The sequence below is a fragment of the Streptomyces globosus genome, assembly GCF_003325375.1.
Lineage (GTDB): Bacteria > Actinomycetota > Actinomycetes > Streptomycetales > Streptomycetaceae > Streptomyces > Streptomyces globosus_A.
Genome location: NZ_CP030862.1, coordinates 4876372 through 4896228, shown reverse-complemented (window position 1 = coordinate 4896228; position 19857 = coordinate 4876372). Strand labels below are relative to the sequence as shown.

The window sequence follows — 19857 nt, the reverse complement described above, 5'->3', positions numbered from 1 at the left end:
ACCGGGGCTCCCGCCGCGCGGTTACCCTGACCGCGTGCACCCTTGGAACGGCAAGGGTGCAAAGCCGACAGCCGTCGCATCCCAGGGAGCTCTCCATGGCCTCGTTGCCGAACCCGCCCGCCGACACCCAGAACCGGGCCGATGCCCTCCGCGAGGCGCTCGCGACCCGCGTGGTCGTCGCCGACGGGGCCATGGGAACGATGCTCCAGGCACAGGAGCCCTCCCTGGAGGACTTCCAGCAGCTCGAAGGCTGCAACGAGGTCCTCAACGTCACCCGCCCCGACATCGTGCGCTCCGTCCACGACGCCTACTTCGCCGTCGGCGTCGACTGCGTCGAGACCAACACCTTCGGCGCCAACCACTCCGCGCTGGGCGAGTACGACATCCCCGAGCGCATCCACGAGCTCTCCGAGGCCGGCGCCCGCATCGCCCGCGAGGCCGCCGACGCCGCCACCGCCGCCAGCGGGCAGCAGCGCTGGGTGCTGGGCTCCATCGGCCCCGGCACCAAGCTGCCGACCCTGGGCCACATCGTGTACGCCACCCTCCGCGACGCCTACCAGGCCAACGCGGAGGGCCTGATCGCCGGCGGCTCCGACGCCCTCCTCGTCGAGACCACCCAGGACCTCCTGCAGACCAAGGCCTCGGTCATCGGCGCCCGCCGCGCCATGGAGGCCCTCGGCGTCTCCGTCCCGCTCATCTGCTCCGTCACCGTGGAGACGACCGGCACCATGCTGCTCGGCTCCGAGATCGGCGCCGCGCTGACCTCCCTGGAGCCGCTCGGCATCGACATGATCGGCCTGAACTGCGCCACCGGCCCGGCCGAGATGAGCGAGCACCTGCGCTACCTCGCCCGCAACGCCCGCATCCCCCTCTCCTGCATGCCGAACGCGGGCCTGCCGGTCCTCGGCAAGGACGGCGCGCACTACCCGCTGTCGGCGGGCGAGCTCGCCGACGCCCAGGAGACCTTCGTCCGCGAGTACGGCCTCTCCCTGGTCGGCGGCTGCTGCGGCACCACCCCCGAGCACCTGCGGCAGGTCGTCGAGCGGGTCCGCGGCCTCGCCCCGGCCGTCCGCGAGCCGCGCCCCGAGCCGGGCGCCTCCTCGCTGTACCAGACCGTGCCCTTCCGCCAGGACACCTCGTACATGGCGATCGGCGAGCGGACCAACGCCAACGGGTCGAAGAAGTTCCGCGAGGCCATGCTGGAGGCACGCTGGGACGACTGCGTCGAGATGGCCCGCGACCAGATCCGCGAGGGCGCGCACATGCTCGACCTGTGCGTGGACTACGTCGGCCGCGACGGCGTCGCCGACATGCGCGAGCTGGCCGCCCGTTTCGCGACCGCCTCCACCCTGCCCGTGGTGCTGGACTCCACCGAGGTCGACGTCATCCAGGCCGGCCTGGAGGCCCTCGGCGGCCGCGCCGTCATCAACTCGGTCAACTACGAGGACGGCGACGGCCCCGACTCCCGCTTCGCGAAGGTCACCCGCCTGGCCCAGGAGCACGGCGCGGCCCTGATCGCCCTCACCATCGACGAGCAGGGCCAGGCCCGCACCGTCGAACACAAGGTCGCCATCGCCGAGCGGCTGATCGAGGACCTCACCGGCAACTGGGGCATCCACGAGTCCGACATCCTCATCGACTGCCTCACCTTCACCATCTGCACCGGCCAGGAGGAGTCCCGCAAGGACGGCATCGCCACCATCGAGGCCATCCGCGAGCTCAAGCGGCGCCACCCCGAGGTGCAGACGACCCTGGGCCTGTCGAACATCTCCTTCGGCCTCAACCCGGCCGCCCGCGTCCTGCTGAACTCCGTCTTCCTCGACGAGTGCGTCAAGGCCGGCCTTGACTCGGCGATCGTCCACGCCTCGAAGATCCTGCCCATCGCCCGCTTCGACGACGAGCAGGTCTCCACCGCCCTCGACCTCATCTACGACCGCCGCGAGGGCGACTACGACCCGCTGCAGAAGCTGATGGCCCTCTTCGAGGGCGTCAACACCAAGTCCCTCAAGGCCGGCCGCGCCGAGGAGCTCCTCGCGCTGCCCCTGGAGGAGCGCCTGCGGCAGCGCATCGTCGACGGCGAGAAGAACGGCCTGGAGGCGGACCTGGACGAGGCCCTGCAGACCCGGCCCGCCCTCGACATCGTCAACGACACCCTCCTGGAGGGCATGAAGGTCGTCGGCGAGCTCTTCGGATCCGGCCAGATGCAGCTGCCGTTCGTCCTCCAGTCCGCCGAGGTCATGAAGACGGCGGTGGCCTACCTGGAGCCGCACATGGAGAAGTCGGACGCGGAGGGCAAGGGCACCATCGTCCTGGCCACCGTGCGCGGCGACGTCCACGACATCGGCAAGAACCTCGTCGACATCATCCTCTCCAACAACGGCTACAACGTCGTCAACATCGGTATCAAGCAGCCGGTTTCGGCGATCGTGGAGGCCGCGCAGGAGCACCGCGCCGACGTCATCGGCATGTCCGGCCTGCTCGTCAAGTCCACCGTGATCATGAAGGAGAACCTGGAGGAGCTGAACCAGCGCAAGCTGGCCGCCACCTACCCGGTCATCCTCGGCGGCGCCGCCCTCACCCGCGCCTACGTCGAACAGGACCTCCACGAGATCTACGAGGGCGAGGTCCGCTACGCCCGCGACGCCTTCGAGGGCCTGCGCCTGATGGACGCCCTCATCGCCGTCAAGCGCGGCGTCCCCGGCGCCGCCCTGCCCGAGCTCAAGCAGCGCCGCGTCCCCAGGCGCGACACCCCGCTGCCGGAGGCCGCCGAGCCGGAGGAGCCCGGGGGCCGCTCGGACGTCTCCGCCGACAACCCCGTCCCGACCCCGCCGTTCTGGGGCACGCGGGTCGTCAAGGGCATCCCGCTGAAGGACTACGCCTCCTGGCTCGACGAGGGCGCCCTCTTCAAGGGCCAGTGGGGCCTGAAGCAGGCCCGCGCCGGCGGCCCCACCTACGAGGAGCTCGTCGAGACCGAGGGCCGGCCGCGGCTGCGCGGCCTGCTGGAGAAGCTGCACACCGAGAACCTGCTGGAGGCGGCCGTCGTCCACGGCTACTTCCCGTGCGTCTCCAAGGGCGACGACCTGATCATCCTCGACGAGGCCGGCAACGAGCGGACCCGCTTCACCTTTCCGCGCCAGCGCCGCGGCCGCCGCCTGTGCCTCGCGGACTTCTTCCGCCCCGAGGAGTCCGGCGAGACCGACGTCGTCGGCCTCCAGGTCGTCACCGTCGGCTCGAGGATCGGCGAGGCCACCGCCAAGCTGTTCGCGTCGGACTCCTACCGCGAGTACCTGGAGCTGCACGGCCTCTCCGTCCAGCTCGCCGAGGCCCTCGCCGAGTACTGGCACGCCCGCGTCCGCGCCGAGCTCGGCTTCGGCGGCGAGGACCCCGCCGACGTCGAGGACATGTTCGCCCTGAAGTACCGGGGCGCCCGCTTCTCCCTCGGCTACGGCGCCTGCCCCGACCTGGAGGACCGCGCCAAGATCGCCGACCTGCTCCGGCCCGAGCGGATCGGCGTCCACCTGTCGGAGGAGTTCCAGCTCCACCCGGAGCAGTCCACCGACGCGATCGTCATCCACCACCCCGAAGCGAAGTATTTCAACGCACGCTGACGCAGACCGACGTACACTGGTCGGTCCCCAACAGGCCGGTCGCCTGTTCCCCGGGGAGCGCCCCGCGCGGGAACAGGCGACCGGCCTTCTCGTCCCCGTCGAGAGGCGCGCGCATGACCAGTACCGTTCCCGTCTCCATCGCCCGTACGGCCGACGGCTCGGCCCTCCAGGCGGTGCTGCTCGACATGGACGGGACGCTGGTCGACACCGAGGGCTTCTGGTGGGAGACCGAGGTCGACGTCTTCGCCGAGCTCGGCCACCGCCTGGAGGAGTCCTGGCGCGACATCGTGGTCGGCGGGCCCATGACCCGCAGCGCCGGCTTCCTCATCGAGGCCACCGGCGCCGACATCGGCGTCGGCGAGCTCAGCATCCTGCTGAACGAGCGCTTCGAGGCCCGCATCGCCGACCGGGTGCCGCTGATGCCCGGGGCCGAGCAGCTGCTCTCCGAGCTCGCCCGGCACAACGTGCCCACCGCCCTCGTCTCCGCCTCGCACCGGCGCGTCATCGACCGCATCCTGGGCTCCCTGGGCCCCGAGCGCTTCGCCCTGACCGTCGCCGGCGACGACGTGCCGCGCACCAAGCCCCACCCCGACCCGTACCTGCTGGCCGCCCGCACCCTCGGCGCCCACCCCTCCCGGTGCGCCGTCATCGAGGACACCGCCACCGGGGTGGCCGCCGCGGAGGCGGCCGGCTGCCGCGTCGTCGCCGTCCCCTCCGTCGGGGTGATCCCGCCCGCGCCCGGGCGGACCGTGGTGGGCTCGCTGGAGGACGTCGACCTCGCCTTCCTCCGCTCCCTCATCACCCCGATGAACTGATCCGCGACACTGCGTGGCGATCCTCGGCGCGTGAGCCCGAGAGCGGTCTTCCGTTCCTTGGCTGACGCGCCGAAATCCCATCCATTCCCTGGCGGCGAGCCCGGGTGACCTTCGTCACCCGCAACGCCCCTTACGGACCATTAGGGCCCTCCGCGCCGGTTCCCTTGTGTCCGGATTGATGATCTCCTGACCGCATCTGCGATGCCTCCGGCCCTGACAGGCAGTCTCCTCCCATCACCGTGCGATTACACCCCAAGTCCGGCCAGTTCAAGCCAACCGGTCCAAGGCCACTAATGTCGACGCGGGCACTCCGCACCGCAGCAGTCCCGGACACACACCCCTGTGCCGGGTACGTGTGGACCGATCGTCACAAAACCGGCCCGATCGTTCCGCCCAGAACGGGCGACCGCCGCGAAGTGCCCTCTACGCCGCTTTGAACAAGTGCCGGTCAAGGGAGTACTTCCAGCATGAACCGCAAGACCCTGGTGCTGACGGCCGCGGCCGGACTGCTCACCCCCGCCCTCGCTGCCTGCGGCAGCGCGACGGGCGGCGGAGCGGGAACCGGAGCGATCGTCGTCGGCACCACCGACCGGTACGAGGCGGCGGACTACGCCCCCGCACCGTTCGACCCGGCGTACGCCTACGACGCCGGAGCCTGGAACGTCCTGCGGCAGACCGTCCAGACCCTGATGCACACCCCCCGCGGCGGCGGCCGCCCCGTCCCCGAAGCGGCCTCCGCCTGCCACTTCACCGACACGGGCAACGAGAGCTACCGCTGCACCCTGCGCCCCGGCCTGAAGTTCGCGAGCGGCGAGCCGCTCACCGCCAAGGACGTCAAGTTCTCCATCGACCGCGTCCGCGCCATCAACGCCGAGAACGGCCCCGCCTCGCTCCTCTCCACCCTCGACACCGTCGAGGTCAAGGGCGCCGACACCGTCGTCTTCCACCTGAAGACCCCGGACGCGACGTTCCCGTACAAGCTCTCCACCCCGGCCGCGGCCATCGTCAGCGAGAAGGCCTACGACGCGGGGAAGCTCCGCGAGGGCTTCACCGTCGAGGGCTCCGGGCCCTACACGATGAAGGCCGAGGTCAAGGGCAACCGCCTCGTCCGCGCCGTGTTCAGCAAGAACCCCCACTACAAGGGCGACCTGAAGCTCCAGAACGACAAGGTCGAGCTGCGCACCTTCGACGACAGCGCCGCCATGGGAAAGGCGCTCACCGACGGGCGGATCCACATGGTCTCCCGCACCCTGTCGCCGACCCAGATCAACGAGTTCTCGGCGAACCCGCCCAAGGGCGTCCGCATCGTCCCGATGCCCGGCCTGGAGATCCGCTACATCGGCTTCAACACCGAGGCGCCGGTCGTCAAGGAGAAGGCCGTCCGCCAGGCCCTCGCCGCCGCCGTCGACCGCAACGCGATCGTCTCCAAGGTGTACGGCAAGTCCGCGCAGCCCCTGTACTCGCTGGTACCCACCTCGGTCACGGGCCACGTCAACTCCTTCCGCAACAAGTACGGCGAGGCCAACACGGCCAAGGCCGCCCAGCTGCTGAAGGACGCCGGCATCAAGACGCCGGTCAAGCTGACGCTCACCTACACCACGGACCACTACGGCGACGGCACGGCCGCCGAGTTCGAGATCCTGAAGAACCAGCTGAACTCCACCCAGCTGTTCGACATCACCGTCCAGGGCGCCGACTGGGCCGAGTTCCGCCCGGCGCAGAAGAAGGGCGACTACGCCGCCTACGGGCTCGGCTGGTTCCCCGACTACCCGGACGCCGACAACTTCCTCGCTCCCTTCCTGGAGCAGGACAACTTCCTGGGCACGCCGTACGCCAACAGCACGGTGCGCACCAAGCTCATCCCCGAGTCGCGCAAGGCCGCCGACCGCAACGTCGCCGCCCCCGCGATCACGGAGATGCAGGACATCGTCGCCGAGGACGTGCCCGTCCTGCCGCTGTGGCAGGGCAAGCAGTACGTCGCCGCACGCGACGGGATCACCGGAGTGGAGTGGTCGGTCAACGCCATCTCCGACCTCCAGCTGTGGGAACTCGGCCGCGGAGTCAGCGGCTGAGACCGGCAGGACCGGCGGCGGGTGTCCGCGGGCCGGTGCATCGATTCAGCAAGACTGTGAAGGACGTTCGAGTGATGAGACGTAACCAGTGGTTGGCAGCCCCGCTCGGCGCAGCCACCGCCGCAGCGCTGCTCAGCGGTTGCGGTTCGACCGACGGCTCGCCCGCCGAAGGCGGCAAGGGCGTGGTCATGGGCATATCCGACAAGGTGAAGTCCACCGACCCCGCCGCGGGCTACGACCCGGGCTCCTGGCTGCTCTTCAACAACGTCTTCCAGTCGCTGCTGAGCTTCCCCAAGGGCGCCACCACCCCGGAGCCCGACGCCGCGCAGTCGTGCGCCTTCGAGGGCGGCGACAGCAAGGTGTACAAGTGCACCCTGAAGCCGGACCTGAAGTTCAGCAACGGCAACCGCCTCACGTCCGAGGACGTGAAGTTCTCCTTCGAGCGCACGCTCAAGATCAACGACCCGAACGGCCCGGCCGTCCTGCTGTCGTCGATCGCGGGCATCGACACCCCCGACGACAAGACCGTCGTCTTCCGCCTCAAGACGCCCGACGCGACCTTCCCCAGCAAGATCGCCTCGGGTGCCGGCTCCATCGTGGACCACTCCGAGTACCCGGCCGACAAGCTCCGCACCGACGGCAAGGCCATCGGCTCCGGTGTCTACAAGCTCGACTCGTTCAACGACAAGAGCGCCAACTTCTCGGTCAACGAGGCCTACACCGGCAAGGCCAAGCCGAAGAACACCGGCGTCACGCTGAAGTTCTTCAACCAGGACCAGGCCGCGCTGAAGAAGGTCCTCGAAAGCGGCGACGTCGACTTCGCCTTCCGCGGCCTGGCCGCCAAGGACATCGCCGGCCTCGCCTCGTCCAAGACCGGCGACAACAGCATCGAGGTCGTCCAGGGCACCGGCGCCGAGGTCCAGCACCTCGTCTTCAACATGAAGGACGAGGTCGCCGGCAAGCTCCCCGTCCGCAAGGCCATCGCCTTCCTCGTGGACCGCGAGGCGCTCGTCAAGGACGTCTACGAGGGCACCGCGACCTCCCTGTACTCGGTCGTCCCGGCCGGCATCGGCTCCCACAACACCGCCTTCTTCGACCGCTACGGCGGCAGCCCGCAGCCGAAGAAGGCCGAGGCGGTCCTCCGCGCGGCCGGCATCAAGGACAAGGTGAAGATCACCCTGTACACGACGCCGAACCGCTTCGGTCCCGCCACGGACCAGGAGATGGCGCTCATCGCCAAGCAGCTGAACGACAGCGGCCTGTTCGAGGCCGACGTGAAGTCCGTCGAGTACGAGCAGTACGAGAAGGACATCGCGGCCGGCAAGTACGGCGTCTACATCCGCGGCTGGGTGCCCGACTACCCGGACGCCGACAACTTCACGCAGCCGTTCTTCGGGCCGAACAACGTCCTGAACAACAACTACGACAACAAGGAGATCACCCAGACGATCATCCCGGCGACCTCCGCCAAGGCCGACCGCAGCGCGGCCACGCCGGACTACACCCGCCTCCAGGACATCGTCGCGGACGAGATCCCGCTCCTGCCCCTGTGGCAGAGCAAGCAGTACGCGGTGACCCGCCAGAACGTCACCGGCCTGCAGTGGTCGCTCGACGCCTCCACCGTCTTCCGCTTCTGGGAGATCAGCAAGGGCTGACCAGCCTCGCGCAACGCCGCCGGCCCGTGCCGCCCCCTTCCGGGGCGGCACGGGCCGGCCGTGTCTGCGGGGGCGGGCGGGCGGCTACTGGGCGGCGCCCGGGCGGACCAGGCCGCTCTCGTACGCGTACACCGCCGCCTGTACCCGGTCCCGCAGGCCCAGCTTCGTCAGGACGTGGCCCACGTGCGTCTTGACCGTCGTCTCGCTGACGAACAGGTCCGCCGCGATCTCCGCGTTCGACAGGCCCTTGGCCACCAGCTTCAGCACCTCGACCTCCCGCTCGGTCAGCGTCCCGAGCGAGTCCGGGACACGCTCCTCGCCCGACGGCAGGTGCTCCGCGTACTTGTCCAGCAGCCGCCGCGTGATGCTCGGCGCGAGCATCGCCTCGCCGCCCGCCACCACGCGGATCGCCTGCACCAGTTCGACCGCCGGCGCGTCCTTCAGCAGGAACCCGCTCGCCCCCGCCCGCAGCGCCTCCACCACGTACTCGTCCAGGTCGAAGGTGGTCAGCACCAGCACCTTCGCCGGGCCGTCCCGGCCCGGCCCCGTGATCTGCCGGGTCGCCTCGACGCCGTCCATCCGCGGCATCCGGATGTCCATCAGCACCACGTCGGGCTGGAGCGCCCGCACCTGGTCCAGCGCCTGGAGCCCGTCCCCGGCCTCGCCGACCACCGCCAGGTCCGGTTCGGCCTCCAGGATCATCCGGAATCCGGTGCGCAGCAGCGGCTGGTCGTCGACCAGGAGGACGCGGATCGCCACAGGGGACACCTCGTGTTTCGGTTGGGCGGCTTCGGCGCGGACGCCCCCATTGTGCCCTGATCGGATGATCAGGACCCGGCCGGCCGGTCCGGGCTCCCGGCCGGGCGCGGAACCGCGGCGCGCGGCACCACCGGCAGCGGATAGACCGGGGGAGTGCCGCCGAACTCCGGACACACCGCCCGGTGGTCGCACCAGCCGCACAGCTTCGTCGGCCGCGGCCGCCATTCGCCCGTCTCCGTCGCCTCCCGGATCGCCTCCCACAGCGCGTGCAGCTTGCGCTCCACCCGCTCCAGGTCGGCCGGCACCGGGTCGTACGTCAGCACGTCGCCGCTGCCCAGGTACACCAGCTGCAGCCGCCGCGGCACCACCTGCCTGAGCCGCCACACCACCAGTGCGTAGAACTTCATCTGGAACAGCGCGCCCTCGGCGTACTCCGGACGGGGGGCCTTGCCCGTCTTGTAGTCGACGATCCGGACCTCGCCCGTCGCCGCCACGTCCACCCGGTCGATGATCCCGCGCAGCCGGAGCCCCGACTCCAGCTCCGCCTCCACGAAGAACTCCCGCTCCACCGGCTCCAGCCGCGTCGGGTCCTCCAGCGTGAACCACCGCTCGACCAGCGCCTCGGCCTCTGCCAGCCAGCGGGCCAGCGCCTCGCCGCCGTCCCCGTCCGGGAACAGCTCCGCCAGCTCCGGCTTCGCCTCCAGAAGCCGCTCCCACTGGCCCGGAACCAGCGCCTTCGCCCGCGGGGCCGTCCGCTCCGCCGCCGGGTGGTCGAACAGCCGCTCCAGCACCGCGTGCACCAGCGTGCCCCGCGTCGCCGCCGCACTCGGCTTCTCCGGCAGCCGGTCGATCACCCGGAACCGGTACAGCAGCGGACACTGCATGAAGTCGCCCGCCCGCGAGGGCGACAGCGAAACGGGGGCGGAGGCGCCCGGCGCCGCACCGGCATCCGCAGCGCCGGGAAGGGGACCGGGACTCGTCATCATGCACAGAACCCTACGGCCCGCCGCGGACAGCCACGCGCATACCATCGACGCCGGGCCCCCTCGCACTGCATGATCGGAGCATCACACCGCGCTACCGCGCAGCCCCGGCCGCACCCGCCCGGCCCGTGGACCACACTGGAGAGCACCCGCCGGGGGGCCACCCCGCCCCGGACAGCACCGACCGAAGGACAGCCGTGGCAGACACCGACCACACCGGCGAGCGCCCGGACAAGCGCCCCGGACCGGGCGGCGGAATCCTCATGGGCCGCCCCTTCGGCGTCCCCGTCTACGTCTCCCCCAGCTGGTTCCTCGTCGCCGCCCTCATCACCTGGGTCTTCGGCGACCAGCTCGACCGCGTCCTGCCCGACCTCGGCCCCGCCCGCTACCTGGTCTCCCTCTTCTTCGCGGTCGCCTTCTACGGCTCCGTCCTCGTCCACGAGCTCGCCCACACCGTCGCCGCCCTGCGCTTCCGGCTCCCCGTGCGCCGCATCCAGCTCCAGTTCTTCGGCGGCGTCTCCGAGATCGAGAAGGAGTCCGAGACCCCCGGCCGCGAGTTCGTCCTCGCCTTCGTCGGCCCGCTCCTCTCCCTCCTCCTCGCCGGCGCCTTCTACCTCGGCATGAACGCCGTCGAAGCGGGCACCGTCCCCGGCGTCCTCCTCGCCGGCCTGATGATCTCCAACCTGCTCGTCGCCGCGTTCAACCTGCTGCCCGGCCTGCCCCTCGACGGCGGCCGCATGCTCCGCGCCGTCATCTGGGGCATCACCGGCAAGCCCATGGCCGGCACCGTCGCCGCCGCCTGGGTCGGCCGAGGCCTCGCCGTCGCCGTACTCCTCGGCCTCCCGATGATCACCCACACGGGCCTCCTCGGCGCCCCCGGCGAAGAGGCCGGCGGCATGAGCACCGTCATGGACGCCCTCCTCGCCGCGATCCTCGCCGCCATCATCTGGACCGGCGCCGGCAACAGCCTCCGCATGGCCCGCCTGCGCGAGCACCTGCCCCAGCTCCGCGCCCGCGCCCTCACCCGCCGTGCCGTACCCGTCGAGCACGCCACCCCGCTCTCCGAGGCCCTGCGCCGCGCCAACGCCCACGGCGCCCGCGCCATCGTCGTCGTCGACGGCCAGGGCGAGCCCCACGCCATCGTCCGCGAGAGCGCCATCGCCTCCGTCCCCGAACACCGCCGCCCCTGGGTCGCCGTCAGCTCCCTCGCCCAGGACCTCACCGACGGCATGAAGGTTTCCGCAGAACTCGCCGGCGAGGAACTCCTCGAACGCCTGCGCTCCACCCCCGCCACCGAGTACCTGGTCGTCGAGGCAGGCGGCGAGGTCTACGGCGTCCTGTCCACCCTCGATGTCGAGAAGGCCTTCGTGAAGGCCATGGCACGGCCCCGCCCCTGAAGCCAATACACTGGTCACATGTCCGAACCGACCGGTGCCGCCCGCCGTCGCGGGCCCTTCAAGGTCGGGGACCAGGTCCAGCTCACCGACCCCAAGGGACGCCACTACACGTTCACGCTCGAAGCCGGGAAGAACTTCCACACCCACAAGGGTTCCTTCCCGCACGACGAGCTGATCGGCGCTCCCGAGGGCAGTGTTGTCCGTACCACGGGGAACGTCGCGTACCTCGCGCTGCGACCCCTGCTCCCCGACTACGTCCTGTCCATGCCCCGCGGCGCCGCCGTGGTCTACCCCAAGGACGCGGGCCAGATCCTGGCCTTCGCCGACATCTTCCCCGGCGCCCGCGTCGTGGAGGCAGGGGTCGGCTCCGGCTCGCTGAGCAGCTTCCTGCTCCGCGCCGTCGGCGACCAGGGCATGCTCCACAGCTACGAGCGCCGGGCGGACTTCGCCCAGATCGCGAAGGAGAACGTCGAGCGCTACTTCGGCGGCCCGCACCCCGCGTGGCAGCTGACCGTCGGCGACCTCCAGGACAACCTGTCCGACACGGACGTCGACCGCGTGATCCTCGACATGCTCGCCCCCTGGGAATGCCTGGACGCCGTCTCCAAGGCCCTCGTGCCCGGCGGCATCCTCTGCTGCTACGTGGCCACCACCACCCAGCTCTCCAAGACCGTCGAGTCCATCCGCGAGATCGGCTGCTTCGCCGAGCCCCAGCCGTGGGAGTCGATGATCCGCAACTGGCACGTCGAGGGCCTGGCCGTGCGCCCCGACCACCGGATGATCGGACACACCGGCTTCCTGGTCACCGCCCGCCGCCTCGCGGACGGCGTCGAGCCCCCGATGCGCCGCCGCCGCCCCGCCAAGGGCGCGTACGGCGAGGACTACGAGGGGCCGGGCAGCGGCTCGGGCGGCTCCGGCGACCGCGGCTGACCGCCGCACGGGACCGCACCCTCACAACGCAAAGGCGCTGCGGCGCAGTTCCCCGGACCGACCGGGAACTGCGCCGCAGCGCCTTTCCGTTGTCCTGACGGGCCCGCGCCGCCCCCGGGGGTCCCCGGTACCGGCCGGGCCGGACCCGCCCGTTCCGTCCCGGTGTGAGGTGTGGCACGATGCTGGCTCCCCGTCATCCCCCGCTCAGGAGACACCCCGCGTGCCGCACCGCACCGCCGCGCCGGAACCCGCGCACCGCAGCAGCAGGCCCGTCCACTGGCTCGCCACGGCCTGCGCCCTGGCCGCCGTCGTCGCCGCCGCGGGGCTGCTCCAGCCCGCCGCCGCGGGACCTGCGACCGGCGCGGAGGCCCGTACGGCACCCGGCGGCGCACCGGCCCCGCAGGCCGCCGCCCCGGACGCCGCGGCCGCCGCCTACCCCCTCGACTGCAAGGGCGCCCCCGTGGCCGTCACCGCCACCGCCCAGGGCGACCTCGACGGCGACGGCCGGCCCGAGACCGTCGCCGCGGTCCGCTGCGACGCCGGCTCCGGCACCCCGCCGCACGCTCTCTACGTCCTCACCCCCGGCAGGGAGCCCGGCGCCGCACCGCGCATCGTCGCGACCCTGCTGGAGGCCGCCGCGCGCACCAGCGCAGACGACCTCACCGTCCGGGACGGCACCGTCACCGCCCGGCTCCTCGGCTACTCCTCGTCCGAGGTCCCCCGCTCCAGCCCCGACGTCCACCGGCTCGCCAAGTGGCGCTGGACCGGCGGGAAATTCCGCCAGGAGCTGACGAACATCTCCACGGGGAGTGTTTGAACCGTCACTCGGCGTCGGGGCCGTACACCTCGACGCCGTCCGAGACGCGCCGCACGTGGATGCAGTCGCCCGGGCACTCCTTCGCCGAGTCCACCACGTCCTGGAGCAGCGGCAGCGGAACCGGAGTGGTCGCCCCCGGGTCCACCAGGAGTTCGTCCTCCGGGCTCTTCACGTAGGCCAGACCGTCGATGTCCAGCTCGAACACCTCCGGCGCGTACTGCACGCAGATGCCGTCACCGGTGCACAGGTCCTGGTCGATCCAGACCTCGAGCGGCTCGCCCGCCTGCCCGGCGCCGCCTGCGCCACCGGCGGTTGCCTCCTGCTGCACGGTCATATCCCCTGCCGTTCCCTGCCCTGAGTGACCCGTTCCCGCCACATGCCGCCGGCAAGTCGCGCCAGCTCTGACGGGTGTTGAACACTTCGACCTTACAACCGGCCGCTTTCCGATGTTGAAGGGTGGGTATTTCCCTGGCGTGAGGGAGTACGCAAGGGTGAAGATCGGACACACCCCTACCGTCTTTGTGATCTAGGGGTTTCAATCACCACCAGCCCAGGTAGGGTCAGGAAGCGTCCAGCTCCCCTTGGAGGAGGTGAGGACCGTGGCAGCCCACGACGACGACATCAACCGCGGCATCCGGCCGGGGCGGGGGTCCGATGACCCCGCCGGCCAGGTTGCCTATCTCGAGCAGGAAATCGCCGTCCTGCGACGTAAGCTCGCCGACTCTCCGCGACACACGAGGATTCTCGAAGAGCGGATCGTCGAGCTCCAGACAAACCTGGCCGGCGTCTCCGCACAAAACGAGCGACTGGCAAATACGCTCCGTGAAGCGCGCGACCAGATCGTGGCGCTCAAGGAGGAAGTGGACCGGCTCGCGCAGCCGCCGGCCGGATTCGGTGTCTTCCTCCAGGCGAACGAGGACGGCACCGTCGACATCTTCACGGGGGGCCGCAAGCTCCGCGTGAACGTCAGCCCCAGCGTCGACCCGGAAGAGCTCCGGCGCGGCCAGGAGGTCATGCTCAACGAGGCCCTCAACGTGGTCGAGGCCATGGAGTTCGAGCGGGCCGGGGACATCGTCACCCTCAAGGAGATCCTCGAGGACGGCGAGCGCGCCCTGGTGATCGGGCACACCGACGAGGAGCGGGTGGTCAGGCTCGCCGAGCCGCTGCTGGACGCCACCATCCGCCCCGGCGACGCCCTCCTGCTCGAACCCCGCTCCGGCTACGTCTACGAGGTCGTCCCGAAGAGCGAGGTCGAGGAGCTCGTCCTCGAAGAGGTCCCGGACATCGACTACGACAAGATCGGCGGCCTGGGCGACCAGATCGAGCTGATCCGCGACGCGGTCGAGCTGCCCTACCTCCACCCGGACCTTTTCAAGGAGCACGAACTGCGGCCGCCGAAGGGCATCCTGCTCTACGGCCCGCCCGGATGCGGCAAGACGCTCATCGCCAAGGCCGTCGCCAACTCCCTTGCCAAGAAGGTCGCCGAGGTGACCGGCCAGCCCGCCGGGAAGTCCTACTTCCTGAACATCAAGGGCCCCGAGCTCCTCAACAAGTACGTCGGCGAGACCGAGCGGCACATCCGCCTCGTCTTCCAGCGGGCCCGCGAGAAGGCGAGCGAGGGCACCCCCGTCATCGTCTTCTTCGACGAGATGGAGTCGCTCTTCCGCACCCGCGGCTCCGGCGTCAGCTCGGACGTGGAGAACACCATCGTCCCGCAGCTGCTCGCCGAGATCGACGGCGTGGAGGGCCTGGAGAACGTCATCGTCATCGGCGCCTCCAACCGCGAGGACATGATCGACCCGGCGATCCTGCGGCCCGGCCGCCTCGACGTGAAGATCAAGATCGAGCGCCCGGACGCCGAGGCCGCGAAGGACATCTTCGCGAAGTACCTCAAGGCCTCGCTGCCGCTGCACGCCGACGACCTCGCCGAGCACTCCGGCTCGTCCGAGGTCGCCGTCCACAGCATGATCCAGACGGTCGTCGAGCAGATGTACGCGGAGTCCGAGGAGAACCGCTTCCTCGAGGTCACGTACGCCAACGGCGACAAGGAAGTCCTCTACTTCAAGGACTTCAACTCCGGAGCCATGATCCAGAACATCGTGGACCGGGCCAAGAAGATGGCGATCAAGGCCTTCCTGGAGCACAAGCAGAAGGGCCTGCGGGTCGCCCACCTCCTCCAGGCCTGCGTGGACGAGTTCAAGGAGAACGAGGACCTGCCCAACACGACCAACCCGGACGACTGGGCCCGGATCTCCGGCAAGAAGGGCGAGCGGATCGTCTTCATCCGCACCCTCGTCACCGGAAAGCAGGGCGCCGACACCGGACGCTCCATCGACACGGTGGCGAACACCGGTCAGTACCTCTGACCGGAGGGCGGCTGCGGGTGCCCCCACCGGGCACCCGCAGCCGACTGCGTTACCGGCCGCTTTTCAGCCGTGACAGGGCGGAGCCGATGACGGAAATGATCTCCCGAGCGGCGTGGAGTGGTTCTAGGCTCGTCCGTACCGCCGCATCCGCAACAGCAGTGCGGTGACGGGCACCGCACACGCACCGGACCACCAGCGGTACTTGAGCGCCGCTCCCGAACGGGGGCGCCGCCGGGCAAGGAGGGCCGCATGACCGTACGGCGAGTAATGGGGATCGAGACGGAGTACGGGATCTCCGTCCCCGGTCACCCGAACGCCAATGCCATGCTCACCTCGTCCCAGATCGTCAACGCCTACGCGGCGGCGATGCACCGGGCGCGACGCGCCCGCTGGGACTTCGAGGAGGAGAACCCGCTGCGGGACGCCCGCGGCTTCGACCTCGCCCGCGAGGCCGCCGACAGCAGCCAGCTGACCGACGAGGACATCGGCCTGGCCAACGTCATCCTGACCAACGGCGCGCGGCTCTACGTCGACCACGCGCACCCCGAGTACAGCTCGCCCGAGATCACCAGCCCGCTCGACGCGGTGCTCTGGGACAAGGCCGGCGAGCGGATCATGGCCGAGGCGGCCGTCCGGGCGGCCCAGCTGCCCGGCGCCCAGCCGATCCACCTCTACAAGAACAACACCGACAACAAGGGCGCCTCCTACGGCACGCACGAGAACTACCTGATGAAGCGGGAGACCCCCTTCTCTGAGATCGTGCGCCACCTGACGCCCTTCTTCGTCTGCCGCCAGGTCGTCACCGGCGCCGGCCGCGTCGGCATCGGCCAGGACGGCCGCGAGCACGGCTTCCAGATCAGCCAGCGTGCGGACTACTTCGAGGTCGAGGTCGGCCTGGAGACCACCCTGAAGCGGCCCATCATCAACACCCGCGACGAGCCGCACTCCGACGCGGAGAAGTACCGCCGCCTCCACGTGATCATCGGCGACGCGAACCTCTCCGAGATCTCCACCTACCTCAAGCTCGGCACGACGGCCCTGGTCCTCTCCATGATCGAGGACCAGTTCATCACCGTCGACCTGGCCGTGGACCAGCCGGTGCGCACCCTGCACCAGGTCTCCCACGACCCGGACCTGCGCCATCTGGTCACGCTGCGCAGCGGCCGCACCCTGACCGCCGTACAGCTGCAGATGGAGTACTTCGAGCTGGCCCGGAAGTACGTCGAGGAGCGCTTCGGGGCCGATGCGGACGAGCAGACCAAGGACGTGCTGGCCCGCTGGGAGGACGTCCTCGGGCGCCTGGAGCGGGACCCGATGAGCCTGTCGGGGGAGCTGGACTGGATCGCCAAGCGGGAGATCCTGGAGGGCTACCGCCGGCGGGACGGGCTGGACTGGGACGCAGCCCGGCTGCACCTGGTCGACCTCCAGTACGCGGACGTGCGCCCCGAGAAGGGCCTGTACAACCGGCTGGCGGCCCGCGGGAAGATGAAGCGGCTCGTGTCCGAGGAGGACGTGGAGCGGGCCGTCGGCAAGCCGCCGGAGGACACCCGGGCCTACTTCCGCGGGCGCTGCCTGGAGCAGTACGCGGACGACGTGGCCGCGGCCTCCTGGGACTCGGTGATCTTCGACCTGCCGGGGCGCGACTCCCTCCAGCGCGTCCCGACGCTGGAGCCGCTCCGGGGCACCAGCCAGCACGTGAAGGAGCTCCTGGACCGCTGCCGCACGGCGGAGGACCTGGTGCGGGTGCTCAGCGGGAACTGAACGGCCGGGTCCCGGTGATCCCGGGGCCCGGAAGGGGGCTGAAATCCCCCGCTCCAGGGAATCATGGAGACACCCGGACGTTGTGAAAGTACGGGGACGAACGCCGGGCCCGCCTTGTAGGGTCCGACGTAGGGTCTGATCTTGAGGGATCCCGGTCCAGGGGTCCCTCGTCACGAGCGCGCGAACCGAGCGGGGTGAGGTAGACATGGCGACCAAGGACACCGGCGGCGGACAGCAGAAGGCCACTCGCTCGACCGAGGAGGTCGAGGAGCAGGCCGCGGAAGCGCAGTCCGACCTCAAGGAGCGGCAGGAGAAGCTCTCCGACGACGTCGACTCCGTACTTGACGAAATTGACGATGTACTCGAGGAAAATGCCGAGGACTTCGTTCGGAGTTTCGTACAAAAAGGTGGCGAATAGCCTTCGAATCGAAGGTGCAGCCGCCAGTGTGTGATCCGTGTCCAACGGATCAAAGTGGTGTCGTGGATGTAACCGTGACATACCGCTGAGCGGGTTCGCAGCAGATCGAAACCGAGGGGACGGTCTGCAGCCCAGGTGCCGGGAGTGCGTGGCGGCGTACGGCGCCGAGCACTACCGGCGCCGTCAGGCAGCCAGGGGCAAGGTCGTCAGAGAGCGCTTGGAAGTGCCGGCGGGGTGGAAGCTCTGTCGGCAGTGCGGTGAGGTCAAGCCGCACAGTGAATGGCACAAGAACGCAAGTGCCTCTGACGGCTTGTCCACGCGTTGCAAGGCTTGCCGGGCAGCTCAGGGCCGGGCAGGCCATCTGAAGCGGGCCTACGGGATGACCGAGGCCCAACGCGACGAGATGATCGCCGCTCAGGGCGGGGTCTGCGTGATCTGCAAAGAGGGCCCTGCAGAGCATGTGGATCACGATCATCAGACGGGTAGGGTTCGAGGCGTACTGTGCTTCGCCTGCAACTCAGCTCTGGGGAAGTTCAAGGATCGGCCGGACGTCATGAGACGTGCAGCCGCTTACGTGGAAGGAAACCTGTGGAACCCAACACTCGTGGCACAGGGCGTCTGCCGGCAGCCTTCCTGACGCCGGGGTCGTCGTCCTTCATGGACTTCCTGGGCGCGCACGCGCCCGAGATGCTGCCGGGGAACCGGAAGCTCCCGGAGGGGATCGTCGAGGCGCCGCACGGCACGACCATCGTCGCCGCCACCTTCCCCGGCGGGGTCGTCCTCGCCGGCGACCGGCGCGCGACGATGGGCAACATGATCGCGCAGCGGGACATCGAGAAGGTGTTCCCGGCGGACGAGTACAGCGCGGTCGGCATCGCCGGCACCGCCGGCCTGGCCGTGGAGATGGTCAAGCTGTTCCAGCTGGAGCTGGAGCACTTCGAGAAGGTGGAGGGGACGACCCTCTCCCTTGAGGGCAAGGCCAACCGGCTCTCCACCATGATCCGCAGCAACCTCGGCATGGCCATGCAGGGCCTGGCCGTGGTCCCGCTCTTCGCCGGCTACGACGAGGGCAAGGAGAAGGGCCGCATCTTCTCCTACGACGTGACCGGCGGCCGCTCGGAGGAGCACGGGTACGCCGCGACCGGTTCCGGTTCGATCTTCGCCCGGGGCTCCATGAAGAAGCTCTACCGTCCGGACCTGACGGAGGAGCAGGCCACCACGCTGGTCGTCCAGGCGCTGTACGACGCCGCCGACGACGACTCGGCCACCGGCGGCCCCGACCTCTACCGCAACATCTACCCGATCGTCACCGTCATCACCGACGAGGGCTTCCGGCGGCTGACCGAGGACGAGTCCCAGGACCTCGCCCGCAGGGTCACCGACCGCCGCCTCCAGGAGCCGGACGGCCCGCGCGCCGCCCTGCTCTGATCCGCCACAGTCCTCCAGGAGCCCAGAAGAAAGGGACGGTCAGCCGGTGTCGACTCCGTTCTACGTCTCTCCCCAGCAGGCGATGGCCGACCGGGCGGAATACGCCCGCAAGGGCATCGCCCGCGGTCGCAGCCTCGTCGTGCTGCAGTACGCCGACGGCATCGTGTTCGTCGGCGAGAACCCGTCCCGCGCGCTGCACAAGTTCAGCGAGATCTACGACCGGATCGGCTTCGCGGCCGCCGGCAAGTACAACGAGTACGAGAACCTGCGGATCGGCGGCGTCCGCTACGCCGACCTGCGCGGATACACGTACGACCGCGACGATGTGACGGCCCGTGGGCTCGCGAACGTCTACGCGCAGACGCTGGGCACCATCTTCTCCAGCGCCGGCGAGAAGCCGTACGAGGTGGAGCTGGTCGTCGCCGAGGTCGGCACGACGGCCGCGGGCGACCAGATCTACCGGCTGCCGCACGACGGCTCGATCGTGGACGAGCACGGCTCGGTCGCGGTCGGCGGGAACGCGGAGCAGATCAGCGGCTTCCTCGACCAGCGGCACCGGGACGGGATGACCCTGTCCGAGGCGCTGAAGCTGGCCGTGCAGGCGCTGTCGAGCCAGGCGAACGGTGCGGAGAAGACCATTCCGGCCGAGCGGCTGGAGGTCGCCGTGCTGGACCGCACCCGCCCGCAGCAGCGGAAGTTCAAGCGGATCCGGGGCCGGCAGCTGTCGCGGCTGCTGGAGGCGGACGTTCCGGCGGCTGCGCAGGCCGACGCCGTCTCCAACGACGAGGCTCCCGAGGACGCCGAGGAGTAGGAGCGCGGCCCCGCGGCCTCCGGGCCGCGCGGGACGA

General features: G+C 70.2%; 16 protein-coding genes. 13 read left to right on the top strand and 3 right to left on the bottom strand.

All coding sequences use genetic code 11. The features are described from left to right. Nucleotides 1-95: 95 nt before the first annotated feature. The 4 genes from metH (at nucleotide 96) to C0216_RS21695 (ending at nucleotide 8150) form a co-directional block, all read left to right on the top strand. Complete coding sequence (gene metH / locus C0216_RS21710; protein WP_114056896.1) at nucleotides 96-3608, top strand: methionine synthase; 3513 nt, start codon at nucleotides 96-98, stop codon at nucleotides 3606-3608. Between the two features lie 113 nt (nucleotides 3609-3721). Next, nucleotides 3722-4423, top strand: coding sequence for an HAD family hydrolase (locus tag C0216_RS21705; RefSeq protein ID WP_114056895.1), 702 nt, complete (start codon nucleotides 3722-3724; stop codon nucleotides 4421-4423). Between the two features lie 467 nt (nucleotides 4424-4890). After that, entirely contained in the window at nucleotides 4891-6495 is a 1605-nt protein-coding gene (locus C0216_RS21700; RefSeq protein ID WP_114056894.1) for an ABC transporter substrate-binding protein, read from the top strand. 74 nt (nucleotides 6496-6569) lie between these two features. Next, nucleotides 6570-8150 carry an ABC transporter substrate-binding protein gene (locus C0216_RS21695; RefSeq protein WP_246042648.1) on the top strand — a complete coding sequence of 527 codons (1581 nt, stop codon included), beginning with the start codon at nucleotides 6570-6572 and terminating at the stop codon, nucleotides 8148-8150. An 84-nt stretch (nucleotides 8151-8234) separates the two neighbouring features. Here C0216_RS21695 and C0216_RS21690 read toward each other — a convergent pair whose 3' ends face one another. Together C0216_RS21690 and C0216_RS21685 are read right to left on the bottom strand one after the other, a co-directional pair. Further along, nucleotides 8235-8909: a response regulator gene (locus tag C0216_RS21690; RefSeq protein ID WP_114056892.1), complete on the bottom strand. Its 675-nt coding sequence runs from the start codon at nucleotides 8907-8909 to the stop codon at nucleotides 8235-8237. A gap of 68 nt (nucleotides 8910-8977) precedes the next feature. After that, nucleotides 8978-9892, bottom strand: coding sequence for a RecB family exonuclease (locus tag C0216_RS21685; protein ID WP_246042858.1), 915 nt, complete (start codon nucleotides 9890-9892; stop codon nucleotides 8978-8980). A 197-nt stretch (nucleotides 9893-10089) separates the two neighbouring features. Between C0216_RS21685 and C0216_RS21680 the strand changes: the two genes are divergently transcribed. From C0216_RS21680 to C0216_RS21670, 3 genes are all read left to right on the top strand, one after another. Beyond that, nucleotides 10090-11289, top strand: coding sequence for a site-2 protease family protein (locus C0216_RS21680; protein WP_246042647.1), 1200 nt, complete (start codon nucleotides 10090-10092; stop codon nucleotides 11287-11289). Nucleotides 11290-11307: 18 nt separating this feature from the next. Next, nucleotides 11308-12219 carry a tRNA (adenine-N1)-methyltransferase gene (locus C0216_RS21675; protein ID WP_114056890.1) on the top strand — a complete coding sequence of 304 codons (912 nt, stop codon included), beginning with the start codon at nucleotides 11308-11310 and terminating at the stop codon, nucleotides 12217-12219. Between the two features lie 220 nt (nucleotides 12220-12439). Then, complete coding sequence (locus C0216_RS21670; RefSeq protein WP_114056889.1) at nucleotides 12440-13036, top strand: hypothetical protein; 597 nt, start codon at nucleotides 12440-12442, stop codon at nucleotides 13034-13036. Between the two features lie 4 nt (nucleotides 13037-13040). Here C0216_RS21670 and C0216_RS21665 read toward each other — a convergent pair whose 3' ends face one another. Then, nucleotides 13041-13370, bottom strand: a complete 330-nt coding sequence (locus C0216_RS21665; protein WP_114056888.1) for a ferredoxin — start codon at nucleotides 13368-13370, stop codon at nucleotides 13041-13043. A 265-nt stretch (nucleotides 13371-13635) separates the two neighbouring features. Here C0216_RS21665 and arc point away from each other — a divergent pair, with 265 nt between their 5' ends. From arc to prcA, 6 genes are all read left to right on the top strand, one after another. Next, nucleotides 13636-15402 carry a proteasome ATPase gene (arc, locus tag C0216_RS21655; protein WP_114056887.1) on the top strand — a complete coding sequence of 589 codons (1767 nt, stop codon included), beginning with the start codon at nucleotides 13636-13638 and terminating at the stop codon, nucleotides 15400-15402. 249 nt (nucleotides 15403-15651) lie between these two features. Beyond that, on the top strand, nucleotides 15652-17163 hold the full coding sequence (gene dop, locus C0216_RS21650; RefSeq protein WP_114056886.1) for a depupylase/deamidase Dop: 1512 nt from the start codon (nucleotides 15652-15654) through the stop codon (nucleotides 17161-17163). Nucleotides 17164-17368: 205 nt separating this feature from the next. Further along, on the top strand, nucleotides 17369-17581 hold the full coding sequence (locus C0216_RS21645) for a ubiquitin-like protein Pup (RefSeq protein ID WP_045947082.1): 213 nt from the start codon (nucleotides 17369-17371) through the stop codon (nucleotides 17579-17581). 37 nt (nucleotides 17582-17618) lie between these two features. Then, on the top strand, nucleotides 17619-18218 hold the full coding sequence (locus C0216_RS21640; protein WP_114056885.1) for an endonuclease VII domain-containing protein: 600 nt from the start codon (nucleotides 17619-17621) through the stop codon (nucleotides 18216-18218). Further along, complete coding sequence (prcB, locus tag C0216_RS21635) at nucleotides 18170-19009, top strand: proteasome subunit beta (RefSeq protein ID WP_114056884.1); 840 nt, start codon at nucleotides 18170-18172, stop codon at nucleotides 19007-19009. The genes C0216_RS21640 and prcB overlap by 49 nt, the downstream gene beginning before the upstream one ends. 46 nt (nucleotides 19010-19055) lie before the next feature. Further along, nucleotides 19056-19820: a proteasome subunit alpha gene (gene prcA / locus C0216_RS21630; protein ID WP_114056883.1), complete on the top strand. Its 765-nt coding sequence runs from the start codon at nucleotides 19056-19058 to the stop codon at nucleotides 19818-19820. Nucleotides 19821-19857 lie beyond the last annotated feature (37 nt).

Coding starts and splice junctions, on each gene's coding strand:
- metH (WP_114056896.1), top strand. CDS start 96: ATGGCCTCGTTGCCGAACCCGCCCGCCGACACCCAGAACCGGGCCGAT.
- C0216_RS21705 (WP_114056895.1), top strand. CDS start 3,722: ATGACCAGTACCGTTCCCGTCTCCATCGCCCGTACGGCCGACGGCTCG.
- C0216_RS21700 (WP_114056894.1), top strand. CDS start 4,891: ATGAACCGCAAGACCCTGGTGCTGACGGCCGCGGCCGGACTGCTCACC.
- C0216_RS21695 (WP_246042648.1), top strand. CDS start 6,570: ATGAGACGTAACCAGTGGTTGGCAGCCCCGCTCGGCGCAGCCACCGCC.
- C0216_RS21685 (WP_246042858.1), bottom strand. CDS start 9,892: ATGACGAGTCCCGGTCCCCTTCCCGGCGCTGCGGATGCCGGTGCGGCG.
- C0216_RS21675 (WP_114056890.1), top strand. CDS start 11,308: ATGTCCGAACCGACCGGTGCCGCCCGCCGTCGCGGGCCCTTCAAGGTC.
- C0216_RS21665 (WP_114056888.1), bottom strand. CDS start 13,370: ATGACCGTGCAGCAGGAGGCAACCGCCGGTGGCGCAGGCGGCGCCGGG.
- dop (WP_114056886.1), top strand. CDS start 15,652: ATGACCGTACGGCGAGTAATGGGGATCGAGACGGAGTACGGGATCTCC.
- C0216_RS21645 (WP_045947082.1), top strand. CDS start 17,369: ATGGCGACCAAGGACACCGGCGGCGGACAGCAGAAGGCCACTCGCTCG.